This is a genomic window from Sulfurimonas sp. HSL-3221 (assembly GCF_021044585.1).
GTDB classification, from domain to species: Bacteria; Campylobacterota; Campylobacteria; order Campylobacterales; family Sulfurimonadaceae; genus Thiomicrolovo; species Thiomicrolovo sulfuroxydans.
The window spans coordinates 1,130,959-1,143,980 of record NZ_CP087998.1 but is presented as its reverse complement, the minus strand read 5'-3'; the positions used below and the strand labels follow the sequence as shown (position 1 = coordinate 1,143,980).

The 13,022-nt window shown below is 49.3% G+C and carries 12 protein-coding genes; 5 read left to right on the top strand and 7 right to left on the bottom strand.

Features of this window, described 5'->3' with window-relative positions:
- Nucleotides 1-89: 89 nt before the first annotated feature.
- From LOH54_RS05805 to LOH54_RS05795, 3 genes are read right to left on the bottom strand one after another with little or no spacing between them, the layout of a single operon-like run.
- Entirely contained in the window at nucleotides 90-1,922 is a 1,833-nt protein-coding gene (locus LOH54_RS05805; RefSeq protein WP_231021092.1) for a hypothetical protein, read from the bottom strand.
- On the bottom strand, nucleotides 1,919-2,986 hold the full coding sequence (locus LOH54_RS05800; protein ID WP_231021091.1) for a hypothetical protein: 1,068 nt from the start codon (nucleotides 2,984-2,986) through the stop codon (nucleotides 1,919-1,921). The genes LOH54_RS05805 and LOH54_RS05800 overlap by 4 nt, the downstream gene beginning before the upstream one ends.
- Nucleotides 2,979-3,137 carry a hypothetical protein gene (locus LOH54_RS05795; RefSeq protein WP_231021090.1) on the bottom strand — a complete coding sequence of 53 codons (159 nt, stop codon included), beginning with the start codon at nucleotides 3,135-3,137 and terminating at the stop codon, nucleotides 2,979-2,981. The genes LOH54_RS05800 and LOH54_RS05795 overlap by 8 nt, the downstream gene beginning before the upstream one ends.
- Before the next feature lie 210 nt (nucleotides 3,138-3,347).
- Here LOH54_RS05795 and LOH54_RS05790 point away from each other — a divergent pair, with 210 nt between their 5' ends.
- From LOH54_RS05790 to LOH54_RS05770, 5 genes are all read left to right on the top strand, one after another.
- Nucleotides 3,348-3,902: a hypothetical protein gene (locus LOH54_RS05790; protein WP_231021089.1), complete on the top strand. Its 555-nt coding sequence runs from the start codon at nucleotides 3,348-3,350 to the stop codon at nucleotides 3,900-3,902.
- Between the two features lie 113 nt (nucleotides 3,903-4,015).
- Complete coding sequence (locus LOH54_RS05785; protein WP_231021088.1) at nucleotides 4,016-5,578, top strand: type I restriction-modification system subunit M; 1,563 nt, start codon at nucleotides 4,016-4,018, stop codon at nucleotides 5,576-5,578.
- A 12-nt stretch (nucleotides 5,579-5,590) separates the two neighbouring features.
- Nucleotides 5,591-6,826 carry a restriction endonuclease subunit S gene (locus LOH54_RS05780; protein WP_231021087.1) on the top strand — a complete coding sequence of 412 codons (1,236 nt, stop codon included), beginning with the start codon at nucleotides 5,591-5,593 and terminating at the stop codon, nucleotides 6,824-6,826.
- A 77-nt stretch (nucleotides 6,827-6,903) separates the two neighbouring features.
- Nucleotides 6,904-7,974 carry a DUF6615 family protein gene (locus LOH54_RS05775; RefSeq protein WP_231021086.1) on the top strand — a complete coding sequence of 357 codons (1,071 nt, stop codon included), beginning with the start codon at nucleotides 6,904-6,906 and terminating at the stop codon, nucleotides 7,972-7,974.
- Entirely contained in the window at nucleotides 7,967-10,939 is a 2,973-nt protein-coding gene (locus tag LOH54_RS05770) for a type I restriction endonuclease subunit R (RefSeq protein ID WP_231021085.1), read from the top strand. Before LOH54_RS05775 ends, LOH54_RS05770 begins: the two co-directional genes overlap by 8 nt.
- 4 nt (nucleotides 10,940-10,943) lie before the next feature.
- Here LOH54_RS05770 and LOH54_RS05765 read toward each other — a convergent pair whose 3' ends face one another.
- The 4 genes from LOH54_RS05765 to radC are packed head-to-tail and all read right to left on the bottom strand — an operon-like array spanning nucleotide 10,944 to nucleotide 12,463.
- Nucleotides 10,944-11,138, bottom strand: a complete 195-nt coding sequence (locus LOH54_RS05765) for a YwbE family protein (RefSeq protein ID WP_231021224.1) — start codon at nucleotides 11,136-11,138, stop codon at nucleotides 10,944-10,946.
- Nucleotides 11,139-11,143: 5 nt separating this feature from the next.
- Nucleotides 11,144-11,416, bottom strand: coding sequence for a helix-turn-helix domain-containing protein (locus LOH54_RS05760; protein ID WP_231021084.1), 273 nt, complete (start codon nucleotides 11,414-11,416; stop codon nucleotides 11,144-11,146).
- On the bottom strand, nucleotides 11,413-11,751 hold the full coding sequence (locus LOH54_RS05755; protein ID WP_231021083.1) for a type II toxin-antitoxin system RelE/ParE family toxin: 339 nt from the start codon (nucleotides 11,749-11,751) through the stop codon (nucleotides 11,413-11,415). Before LOH54_RS05755 ends, LOH54_RS05760 begins: the two co-directional genes overlap by 4 nt.
- Nucleotides 11,752-11,803: 52 nt before the next feature.
- Nucleotides 11,804-12,463 (bottom strand): RadC family protein, encoded by a 660-nt coding sequence (gene radC / locus LOH54_RS05750; RefSeq protein ID WP_231021082.1) that lies wholly within the window; start codon nucleotides 12,461-12,463, stop codon nucleotides 11,804-11,806.
- Nucleotides 12,464-13,022 lie beyond the last annotated feature (559 nt).

The following is a 13,022-nucleotide window of genomic DNA, read 5'->3' as shown; positions in this document are numbered from 1 at the left end:
TAGCCAGCTTGCTAAGGTCGAAATGGCGTGGGAACGACGCTGGTCAGAGTCAAAACGTACGCTTGGTGTACATATGGATTGTTCTAGGGCTAACGCCCAGTGTAGAAGAGGTCGTAGTTGGCCCGCTCGGCGACGAGAAGCCAGGCCAATAGTGGCCGGTAGTAGCGTAAGAAAGGCGTATCGTGCGAAAGCGCCGGATAACGTTCCAGCACCCCCTCCTGCATCGCGACCCGGTAGGGTAGGTAGACGATCAGGGCCACCAGGAGGGTTTTGATTAGGAGCTTCGACGCGCTGACCCATCTGCCACGGCGGCCGTGCAGCGCCAGGGCGTAGAGCATCCCCAACAACGAGGCTAGGTTAAGCAACCCGGCGAAGAGCGAGAGGAATATCGCGAAGGGCGGGATAAAAAGCATCTTGATGGCGTCGTCGCCGCGGCGCATCGCCTCGGGATCGTTCTCGAACGTGCTGCGCGGGTAAAGGACGTTTTCCATCACTTTCGCGTGTACCTGCGGACGGTAGATTTGCTCGTAAAAACCGCTCGTGTCCCCCTGCTGCGCCATCGTAATCGCCGCGTTCGTGTAGCGGGGCTTAGAAAAGCGCTCCTTGAACTGTGGCGTGAAGAGTGCGACGAAGGCGTCGTGGTCAAGGTCGGTGCGGACCCGCTTGATCCCGGTGTCGGCCTCGAAGCCCTCCTGCATCTTTGCGACCGCGCGCTTAAACTCACGCTTTACCATCTGCTTGTAGGCCGTGGCGAACTGCGCGGCAGAATAGTTGAAATCACTGCGCACCCGAATGCCCTGCTTGGCAAGTTCGGCAATGACCTCCTTTTTGACTTTCGGATGCAGGAAAAAGGCGCGCTTGTTCAGATTCGGCGGCAACCCCCTGCTGCGCGTCTCGAAGCGTTTGCGCACCTCCTGCTCAATCACACTGTCTACTGCACCACGGTCGGGACAGCGGCCGTGGGCGCACCAGCGCTCCGGCGGCACCTCGTAGCCAAAGCTCTCGAGCATACTTTCGCGGTACTTACGCTTGGCTGACGCGTAACGGCGGTAACGGAAGTAGCGTTTGAGCTCGTCGTAGCGGCCATCCCCCTTGGCCAGTTCGGCATTGAGTTCGCGCTCATAACGCGTTACCCCCTCGCCGTATTTGGCATAGCGCTCGTTGAGGCTGCGCTTGAAGTCGTCATAAGCTTTCTGGATCGTCGCCGCGTCCGCCCTGCCCTCGAAACTCGCGTTGATCTTCGCCCGCGCGTCGACATAGCCATTCCACGCTTCGGCGATGCGCCCCACCTGCGCCTTGAAGGCCACTTCCTCCTTGTCGAAGGCATCGCGGTCGTGCTGCAGGATGAGGATATCGACGAAGCGCTCCCGCCCCTCGTCAACAATCCGGTCGACGAGGGCGGGTTCGAGCTGGGTGAGCAAAAAGATGTTCGCCAGCATCACCCGGTCTTCGGTCTGCAGGTTGCCCAACCGCTCCTGGGGCAGGAAACTCGTGTACCCCATGCTCTGCGCCAACATCCCGTATCGCAGTGCCGTGGCGTAGTAGGCCTCGTAGCGCTTCTCCTGATTGAGCTCGACAATCTTTTCCATGAGGCGTTCGAGACCCGCGTAGAGCCCATGGTAGCTCAGCAGCGCCAGCAGCGACGCGGCGGCCATCGCCTGGAACTGGGTGCGCGCAAGGCGGCGGCCGATCAGGTAAAACAGCGGCATCGCCAGCAGGGTCAGGCCGATCGATGAGAGGCGGTGGCCCATCGCCTCGAGCGCCTCAAATCTATCGCGGTCGGCATCTAGGCTGGTAGCGACGTCGACGAGGTGGGCATTATAATAGGACTCCGCAGCGAGATAAAGCACCTTGAGGGCAATGAGCAGCCAGACGAACCCTACGGCGATCCCCAGCCGCTTATGCGGCGTGGCCGTGCTCACTCAAGCCCCCCGTCGAAATCGATGAACTCCTCGTTCCCTGCCGTCGGTGCCTCGTGCCGGACGGTCATCTTCTTGCCGCCGCTGCGCACCTTGAACTCCTCGCCGCCAGCCACCCTACCCTTTCCGACACTGTAAAAGCTGTCGCTGCGGATCACCCGGATCTGGCCGCGGTTGGTTTTGTACTGGTTGCTCCTGGCGATCTTGGCCATGTTCCCCACCGCATAGGCGACGTCGACGTCGTCGGGGAGGTCGAGCATCGAGAAGCTCGGAAGGGTGAAGCTCCGGCGCTGACGCTTGAGCCTGGCGAAGTTGGCTCGGTCGTGCCGGCAGAGCATCAGCACCAAAGACTCGTTCTCGTGGGGGGCGGGGCGGTTGACGAGGGTATAACGTGCCATCGCTTCGAAATCTTCCGGTCGCAGTAGCTCTGCATGGAAGGTGTCAGGCGCGAGGTGATACTCCCTGCCCCGGCGCACCGTCTGGGTGTTGTAGAGGCTTTTAACGCTGATATCGACTTTGGAGAGCGGCCGCAGGCTCGTAAAGCCCAGGGCGACTTCCTCCCTTGAGTCAAGCGCGAGATGCCGCGGCAACGTCTGGCCGGCCGCAGCGATATCGACGTCGATCATCTGGTGCACAAAAAGAGGGTCAAGGGCATAGGAGAGCGGCAGACGGATCAGGTCCTTGATCATATCCCCCTCCTTCCAGTACAGACCGCCGCTAGGCTCCACGTAGAGTTCGCGCACGATGTAGCGACCGCCGAAATCGAGGGTATAGCGGGGGCGCTCCGATGCCTTTTTGAAACTGATGTGGTTGTCGTCGTTGCTGTAACTGAAATGCGGGAGCAGGTTGTCGTTCCGGGCCAGACTGTAGTAGGTGACAGGCTTCACGCGCGTCATAACGCGCCCGCGCATTGCCTCAGGGATAAGTAACTTCTGTCCATCGATCGTCATCGTCGAAGGCGCCGGAGCCGGTTCGGGCTGCTTAGAACCGCAGCCAGCGAAAAACAGCGCGACGGTGACAAAGACAACTTTCATTTTCGGCATCCGTCCGTGCCACGCTCTAATCATCGCCGAACACCTCATCAAATCCCGTGTCCATCTCCTTGGAATACAGCAGGTGTCTCCCGCTGCCAATTTCTTTGCGTCGATGACCTTTGCCACACATCAGAAAAACCTTGAATTTCGCATCAATCAGCGACAACCAAATTTTATCACTCATTTCCCTTACCCCCTCTTTGTCATCTAATACCGCCATTGTACAGATATGCGAATGCAGCCCATCGGTTATACAGTAGTAAAAAAGCTGTATTACTTCTTCAAACCTTATCACACATTGTTTTCTATTAATAAAAATATATTTGATATTTTTTTGTGTTTATTTTAATACAATAGAACTTTTATTTACTAGTAAAAATACTAAAGGAAAAAAGTGTCCTTCACCCCATCAAAGTCTTCGTTTGATAAAATCAAGAAAATCACAGAGGTTTTCTTAGTGAGAAAATTTATTGTATGGTTTGTATTGGCAACCGTGTTAACCTATCAGAGTTATGCCTTGCTCCCCATAGAACAACAAATAGCCGTAGTAAAAAATATTACTCAAACAGTCGTCAAAAACTGGGATAGAAATGGGAGTATTGGTATCGCCTTTTTTTTTATAACACTTGTAGTAAGTTATATAATGTTTAACTTCGGCAAGCTAGAGACGTGTAAGATCACTATGTTTCTAAGTGATATCACAAAAGATATACTCAATGGGACATTTGTCGTCGCTGCCACACTCTTCGGCATGGCAATGGTATTTCTCGCGCGCCACTCAGAGACGATGTATCAGTATGGAGTAACTGCTTCGTTTGCTATCTTATTTAGTCTAATGACTTTTGGCATCGCATTTATCATTTATCTCTCCAATATTGAACAGATGACATACATGTTTGAACATCTCAACAAAAGTCTGTACCGAAGATTTCATACGAAAAAGAAATAACTTTGATTTTATGTAGTATTAAATCTCTAAACTAATACACTTCAAGAGGTTACACACTCTCCCTCTGCTATACTCACTCAAAAAAAACGAATACAGCTATAAGGCCGTCACAGTTGGGTGAAGAGAACAAAAAGATTTTAGAACAGCAGCTTTGGAACATCGCGAATACGCTTCGCGGGAAGATGGATGCGGATGAGTTCCGTGACTACATCCTCGGGTTTATTTTTTACAAGTACCTTTCCGAAAAGATGGAAGATTACGCCGACACTATCCTCGTCGAAGACGGCATCAAGTACCTTGATATCGACGAAGTAACAGATGACGGTAAAGAACTACTTGAAGCCATCCAGGAAGAGGCTATCGAGAAACTGGGCTATTTCCTCAAACCTTCCGAACTTTTTAGCGAGATTGCTAAGCGCGGAAATGCAGACGAAAATAATTTCATTCTCGAAGACCTGACGCAGATTTTGCGCAACATCGAGCAGACGACAATGGGGCACGAGAGCGAGGACGATTTCATCCACCTATTCGAAGACCTCGACCTTACCAGCACCAAACTGGGCCGGACCGAAGCGGCGAAGAACACGCTTATCGCTAAGGTGCTTTCCCATCTCGATGCCATCAACTTCGAACTGAAGAGCCACGACCGGGACGTTCTCGGCGATGCCTACGAGTACCTTATCGGACAGTTCGCGGCGGGTGCGGGCAAGAAGGCGGGGGAGTTCTACACCCCGCAGCAAGTTTCCAAGATCCTCGCCAAGATCGTCACGACGGGCAAGAGCAAGCTCAAGTCCGTCTACGACCCGACCTGCGGCTCCGGTTCGCTGCTGTTGCGCGTTGCCAAGGAGGTCGAGGAGGTCTCCAACTTCTACGGGCAGGAGCTCAACCGCACCACCTACAACCTAGCCCGCATGAACATGATCATGCACGACGTCCACTACCGCAAGTTCGACATCAAGCAGGAAGACACCCTCGAACACCCTCAGCACACGGAGCAGCGTTTCGAAGCGGTCGTGGCCAATCCCCCCTTCTCCGCCAAATGGTCGGCGAATCCGCTCCACATGAGCGACGACCGCTTTAGCCAATACGGCAGGCTCGCACCCTCCTCCAAGGCAGACTTCGCCTTCGTCCAGCACATGATCTACCAGCTCGACGACAACGGCACCATGGCGGTCGTCCTGCCCCACGGCGTGCTCTTCCGGGGCTCGGCTGAGGGGCACATCCGCCGCTACCTCATCGAGGACCGGAACTATCTCGACGCCGTCATTGGTTTGCCAGCAAATATTTTTTACGGTACTGGTATTCCCACATGTATATTAGTCTTTAAAAAGTGCCGCGAGGCAAGTGACAATGTCCTCTTTATCGACGCTTCGGGCGAGTTCGAGAAGGCCAAGAACCAAAACATCCTGACCGATGCCAACGTCGAGAAGATCATCGCCACCTACCGCAACCGGGAGGCGATAGAAAAGTACTCGCACCTCGCCACACTCGACGAGATCAAGGAGAATGACTACAACCTCAACATTCCTCGCTATGTCGACACCTTCGAGGAAGAGGAACCGGTCGATCTGGATGCGGTCACCGGCGCACTCAAAGCCCTTGAAACGGATATGAAAACTACCGATGCACAGATTGCCGAGTTCTGTAAAGAGCTTGATATTCCAGCACCATTTTAGGATCTCATCATTATGAGTCATTCAACGTATCCAAAATCAGTGCAGCCAGGGATTCCAAAATTAGGAAAATTGAAAAATGGGTATCGTAGGGTTCACATCGGTGATTTACTTTATGAAGAAAAAAGACCAGTTAAACTCAAAGACGACGAGGACTATAGGTTAATTACTATAAAAAGATCGCGTGGCGGCATTGAAGAACGTGCTATTATGAAAGGTAAAAAAATCTCCGTTCAATCTCAATTTAAAATTGCAGAAGGTGATTTTGTTATTTCAAAACGTCAAATTGTTCATGGTGCCTGTGCATTAGTGACTAGCGAATTTGGTGGAAGTATTGTCTCCAATGAATACTCTGTCTTAAGAACGACGCCACTAATAGATTCACAATATTTGAAATATCTTAGTCACTCTGTATATTTTCAGCAAACTTGTTTTCACTCTAGTATTGGAGTTCATGTGGAAAAGATGATCTTCAAACTTTCAGATTGGTTTAAATGGAAAATCGACATCCCATCACTTGATATACAACACAAAACCGCCTCCTTCCTCACCGCTGTCGATACCAAGATCGAAGAGCTCACCAAAAAACAGGAGCTGCTTGAGCAGTACAAAAAAGGGGTGATGCAAAAAATCTTCTCGCAGGAAATTCGCTTTAAAGCGGATGACGGGAGTGATTTTCCGGAGTGGGAGGAGAAGTATCTGAATGAATATCTTCAGATAAAAGCTACCTATGGCATTGTAAAAGCTGGTAATTTCCTTGACTCAGGAATCAAAATGGTTAGAGGCGGAGATATCAAAAACAGCACAGTAAACACTGACTTGCCTTTAGTATCTGAAAAAATTGCTAAAGAATATAAGAGAACTACTTTACAACTTAATGATATCGTCATCGCATTAGTTGGTTATCCTGGTGAGGCTGCAATCATTCCTAATGAACTAGTTGGTCACAATATTTCTAGAGCTGTAGGGCTTTTAAGATTCAATCAAAACATTAATAATTATTTTATTGTGCAGTATCTTAATTCTCATGTCGGTCGTAAAGATGTTTTAAAACCAAGTGCTGGCTCTGCTCAACAAGTTGTAAATCTTAAAGATTTAAATCAATTAAAATTAGATGTACCTTGTCTTGAAGAACAAACCAAAATAGCCGACTTCCTATCATCTATCAACACCAAAATCGACCTCGTCGCCAAAGAGCTGGAAAACGTCAAGCAATTCAAAAAAGGACTGCTCCAGCAGATGTTTGTGTAAATGAGAATATATGATTATTTTTATTGAACCAGGAAGTCTTGACTAAAGATGATGGGTTAAATCTATAAATAGAGAGCATGGATATGAAATTAATAACAAACATTGAGAGTGCCGTTAATACTGCATCTTCAGGCGATAAAATTGCAACATTTCATCAGCAAATTTTACTCCATGCCAAAGAACTCAGTTCAACAGGAATTAAAGCAAGAGACTTTTTTAATATTGCTACTACATTGGATAAACCGGCATACCATACAGAATACAATAAAATGATGGCTCTTTCGAATAAGATATTGATTGAAGATTGTAACTTATGTACTAAAATGACTGATTTATCTCATGATACTTGGTATAGACTCAAGTTTACAAGAACTAATGCAAGTCAGTTGAAATTATTTGAAACAACCATAACCCAAAATTTATTGTTCGAATTAGCTAAGTTTTCTGAACATTGCACTTTTAAACAAGTAAAAGCATTTGAAGCAATAAACGAAAGAGTCAATGGAAATGATATTGAGTTTTTTGTTCAACAGCCAAATGGTAAATACTTGTTTTTTCCAATGCAAGCAAAAGTTCTTTATCCAAGCAATAAGTACGAACAAATTCCTTACAAAAATCAAAATACAGATTTAATCAATTACGCATCAAAAAAGAAAGGGTATCCTTTATATCTTTTATATAACTACAGTCCTCAACATACATCTTATCAACACTACGGATGTTCCATTGTCGATGCACATTATATGAAGAGTATATTCAACTCAATAAACCCTACATTTGATGATTTGCATGTACATAGTAGTAAATATATTTACCCTGTCGCGTCTACATGGCAAAGTCTAATATGTGATTCAATTTTTAGTAAAAATAACTCTTATACCAACAAAATAATCAAGAAGGTTTATAACAATGAAAAATATTCATTAAATCAAGATGAAGTAATGGAAGAGGGTGAATGGAAAGAAGTTACATTGGCCACATCTGCTAAAAGAGCTGACGAAGATGTCATGACAAGAATTGAGATAATTAAGAAGAAAGAAGATAGTGATTTTCTTAATCAAGGTGAGTCAGGTTTTGATATTGGATTCGCACCAAAATACAAAATTATTGTTTCAAATGAAATCGATATAGTAGATACTCATGAGTAAGCAACCCGAAGCCGTCCTCGAAGCCAATCTTGTCAAGCAGCTCAACGAAGAACTGGGCTATGAAAAAGTTATCATCCAGGACGAAGAGGCCCTCAAAGCCAACCTCAAGCGCCAGCTCGAAAAGCACAACAAAACCTCGCTCAGCAATACCGAGTTCGGCCGCATCCTCAACCATCTGAACAAAGGCAACGTCTTCGAAAAGGCGAAGATCCTGCGGGACAAATTCGCCCTGCCCAAGGATGACGGCACGACGGCTTACATCGAGTTTTTGGATTCCGAACACTGGTGCCAGAACCTTTTCCAGGTCACGCAGCAGGTGACAATCGAAGGGAAGTACAAGAACCGCTACGACGTCACCTTGCTCATCAACGGCCTGCCCCTCGTGCAGATCGAGCTCAAACGACGGGGCGTCGAGCTCAAAGAGGCCTTCAACCAGATCAACCGCTACCAGCGTCACTCCTACGGCTACAACAGTGCTCTTTTCAACTACGTACAGCTCTTCGTCATCTCCAACGGCGTCAACACCAAGTACTACGCCAACAACAAGAAACAAACTTTCAAACAGACATTCTTTTGGGCGGACAAAGAGAACCTCAACATCACCCAGCTCGAAGCCTTCACCTCGGTTTTCCTCGAGCGGTGCCACATTTCCAAGATGATCTGCAAGTACATCGTGCTAGCGGAGGTGCCGAAGATTTTGATGGTGCTGCGTCCCTACCAGTTCCATGCCGTCGAGGCGATCATCGACCGGGTGCAGAACAGCGACAAAAACGGCTACATCTGGCACACGACCGGCTCGGGTAAGACCCTCACTTCGTTCAAAGCTTCGCAGATTCTCGTCAAGCTTCCCCACGTCCATAAGGTCGTCTTCGTCGTCGACCGCAAGGACCTGGACTTCCAGACGAGCAAAGAGTTCAACAGCTTCTCCGAAGGGAGTGTCGACGGCACGGACAACACGAAGATCCTCGTCGACCAGTTCCTCGGACGCCACAAAGACAAAAAGGGCCAGCACGTCCAAACCGACCTTATCATCACGACGATCCAAAAGCTCAACACCGCTATCAGCAAAACACGCTACCTAAACGAGATGGAGCAGTTGCGGGACAAGCACGTCGTCTTCATTTTCGACGAATGCCACCGCAGCCAATTTGGAGAGACCCACCGCAACATCACCCGCTTCTTCGAAAAGGCACAGATGATAGGCTTTACGGGAACCCCCATCTTTGAAGAAAACGCCGTCGGAAACAAGCTGGGCAAGCGCACGACCGCCGACCTCTTCGGCGAGCGCCTGCACCGTTACGTCATCACCGACGCCATCGGCGACGACAACGTATTGAAGTTTTCGGTGGAGTATATCGGGCGCTACAAAGAAAAAGAGAGCGCAAACGAGCTTGATATCGAAGTAGAAGCCATCGACACCAAGGAGCTGCTGGAAAGCCCCGTGCGGATTGAAAAGATCGTCGACTACATCCTCTCCTTCCATCCGCGCAAGACCCACTCAAAAGAGTTTACGGCGATGATGTGTGTCGGCAGCGTCGACATGCTCACTAAGTACTATGAGACCTTCAAGAGCAAGAAGCACGACCTCAAGATCACCACGATCTTCTCTTACAGTGCCAACGAGGAGGACAAAGACGCCAACGGGCTGATCGACTTCGACGAGACGAAAGTGGACGAAGAGCACATCAACAAGCACAGCCGCGAGAAGCTCGACGAGTACATTGACGACTATAACGCTATGTTCGGCACGAAGTTCAGCACCAAAGACAGCCAGAGCTTCTACAACTACTACAACGACATCTCCAAACGGGTGAAACAGCGTGAAGTCGACATCCTGCTCGTCGTCAACATGTTCCTCACGGGCTTCGACTCCAAGTCCCTAAACACTCTCTACGTCGACAAGAACCTAAAATATCATGGTCTTATCCAGGCCTTCTCACGTACCAACCGCATCCTGGGCGAGACGAAATCGCAGGGGAATATCGTCTGCTTCCGCAACCTAAAAACAGCGACCGACGATGCCATTGCCCTCTTCTCTGATTTAGATAAAAAAGACAAGATTCTCATGGGGCCTTACGAAGAGTACGTCGAGAAGTTCAACGAGGCTTTCGCGAAGCTCATTGCCATTGCCCCGAGCATCAATAGCGTTGATGCTATCATTGACGAAGAGAAGCAGCTGGAATTCATCAAGGCATTCCGGGAACTGATGCGGGTGAGAAATATTCTGGAGGGCTTTGCCGACTTCGACTGGAACGACCTCTCCATGGCGGAACAACTCTTTGAAGACTACAAGTCCAAATACCTTGATCTCTACGAGCGGGCCAAAAGCCGCAATGAAACGGAAAAGGTCTCTGTCCTGCAGGAGATCGACTTTGAACTGGAGCTCATCCATAAGGACGAGATCAATGTTGCCTATATCCTCAAACTCCTGGCCAAATATAGAAAGGCAAAAACAGAAGAGCAGCAGAAGCAGCGTGACACCATCGTCAGCATCATCAACGCTCAGCCCAGCCTCCGCAGCAAACGCGAGCTGATCGAGAAGTTCATCGACGACCACCTGATGCACATCGAAGACGACGACCTGATCGACGATGCGTTCGAAAAGTTCTGGGATGATGAGCAGATCAAAGCCTTCGACGCGCTCTGTGAGGAAGAAAACCTCAACAAAGCAGAAGTCAACAAGGTCATCGACACCTACCTCTATGACGGCAGATCCCCGCTAAAAGACGACATCGCCAATACGCTCAACGTCAAACCGAAACTGCTTGAACGCAAAAAGATCGTACCGAGAGTACTAGGTAAGATTATGGGCTTTGTAGAGAAGTTCTATGATGGCGGAGGGAGTCTCGGTTCTTCTACGGAGAAAGCGGCTAATTCTTCGAATTATGCCCATGCTATTTCCGGCAACGCCATGATGGCGGCGGAAGAAAGCGAAGAGTATACGGAGAAATCACCAAAACAGTAATCTGCTAGTAAATCTCCTTCACCCGCCCTACTTCGCCGCTCATCAGCCGTACTTTGATGCCGTGCGGATGCGTGGCGCTTTTGGTGAGGATATCGCGGACGATGCCGTCAGTAAGTCGGCCGGTGTCCTGGTCCTGTTTCAACACGATGGCGACGCTCAATCCGAAGCGTATGTTCTTTCTTTGTCTGGGGTCCGGCATTGTGCTCATATCAGCTTCACTTCGACTTTTTTCCCAAACGCCTTGGCCACACGATCCAGAAAGTCAATCCCGATGTTAACATTGCCGTTTTCGATGCGGGAGATGACGGCCTGTGTCGTTCCGACCTTTTCCGCAAACTGCTTCTGCGTCAGGTCATACTTCATGCGGAGTTTCAGAATCTGCTCAATGACCCTGTAGCGCAGCTCCAGCCTGTCCCACTCCGCTTTGAACTTTTCATCTTTCAACTGCTCTTTCAAAAAATCTTGAAATTCACTCATTTCATCATCTCCCTCATCCGTTGCTTCGCAATCTCAATCTCTTTTCGGGGTGTCTTCTGCGTCTTTTTGACAAACCCGTGTAAAAGGACGAACCGTTTTCCCGTGTGGGCAAAATAAATAACCCGGTAAATGCCACTGCGGTCTTTCGCCCTGACTTCGTAGAGTTTCTCTTCCAAATACTTCACATAGGGCTCGCGTATGCCCAGGCCCATCCGTTCCAGCAAATCCACATTGCGCATCAGGGCAGAACGGGCACTCGCTTCCAATCCCAGCATCCACTCTTTTACCGGTTTAGCGCCCTTCTCATCCGTGTAAAACTCCACTTTCCATTCCACGATTATGCCTTATAGGGTATAAAAAATATCTTATTAGATATATTTAGATTGATCACAACATCCCTTCTTCCCGCAGACTAAGGAACCCGTCTCTGGTCAAAATAACATGATCGAGCAGCTCTATCCCCAACAATGTCCCCGCCTCCTTGAGGCGCCGGGTAACCGCGACGTCCTCCCGACTCGGGGCGAGCTGCCCGCCGGGATGGTTGTGGGCGACGATGATCCCCGCCGCCCGGTCCGCGACGGCATCGGCGAAGACTTCTCGGGGGTGCACGAGGGACTGGTTGAGGGTCCCGATGGAGACGACGCGCTTCTCGATAAGGTGCGAGGCTCCATCCAGAGCCAGGGCAATGAAATACTCCTGCTTTTTGGCCCCGTATTCGCGTAGCAGTTCGTAGACATCCGCAGCTGAGGTAATTTTGACATGCTGCTTGATGAGATAACGCCGGGAGAGCTCGACGGCGGCGAGGATCTGCGCGGCTTTTGCCGCGCCCATGCCATGGATGGAAGTAAGGTCATCGAGCGTCAGGGATTCGAAAGAGGCATCAAAGAGCCCTACGATCTCCTTGGAGAGCTGCAGCACATCCTTGCCCGGAACCCCGCTGCCGAGCAGCACCGCCATCAGCTCGTACGCTTTGAGGGCAGAGGGACCTTTTGCCAGCAGTTTTTCGCGGGGCTTATCACTTTTGTAGAGTTCCTGGAGCTTTTTCATGCAATAATTCTATCGCAATATAACTACATATGTTATATTAAGTTTAAACAAAACCGAGCTGAGCTTCTGAATATTGATTAACGCGCTTCAGGCCCTGAAGCTAATGGAAATATAGAGCTTCGGCACGCCGAAGCGCATCCAATCAATTGGGGCTTGGCCTTGAGCATTCCTTATAAGCCATCCCGGAAGCCTATGAGCGATTTGCGAAAGACCGCTCTTTGCGCTACTTTTTCTAAAAATGTGGCAAAGGAATACACTCTATTCATTCTTTTCTTTTTCATAAGAAAAGAACCAAAAGAAAATCGTCGTTGCGCGAATCGCTCGCCCTTCTCGGCTTTATGCCTTCAGGGCGGCTTTCAAGGCACGCTTAACGACACTGAGCCTATTGATTAATGCGCTTCGGCAACCCGAAGCTAACGTCAAAAAAAGAGCTTCGACTCGTCGAAGCGCATTCAATAAAATCGAAAATTGGCACTGAGCGCTCTTTGAAAGCCGCCGCATGACGCTGCATTGTTCGTATTCTCTTCATCAAAGGTCGCTTTTCCGCACTGTTTTTCGC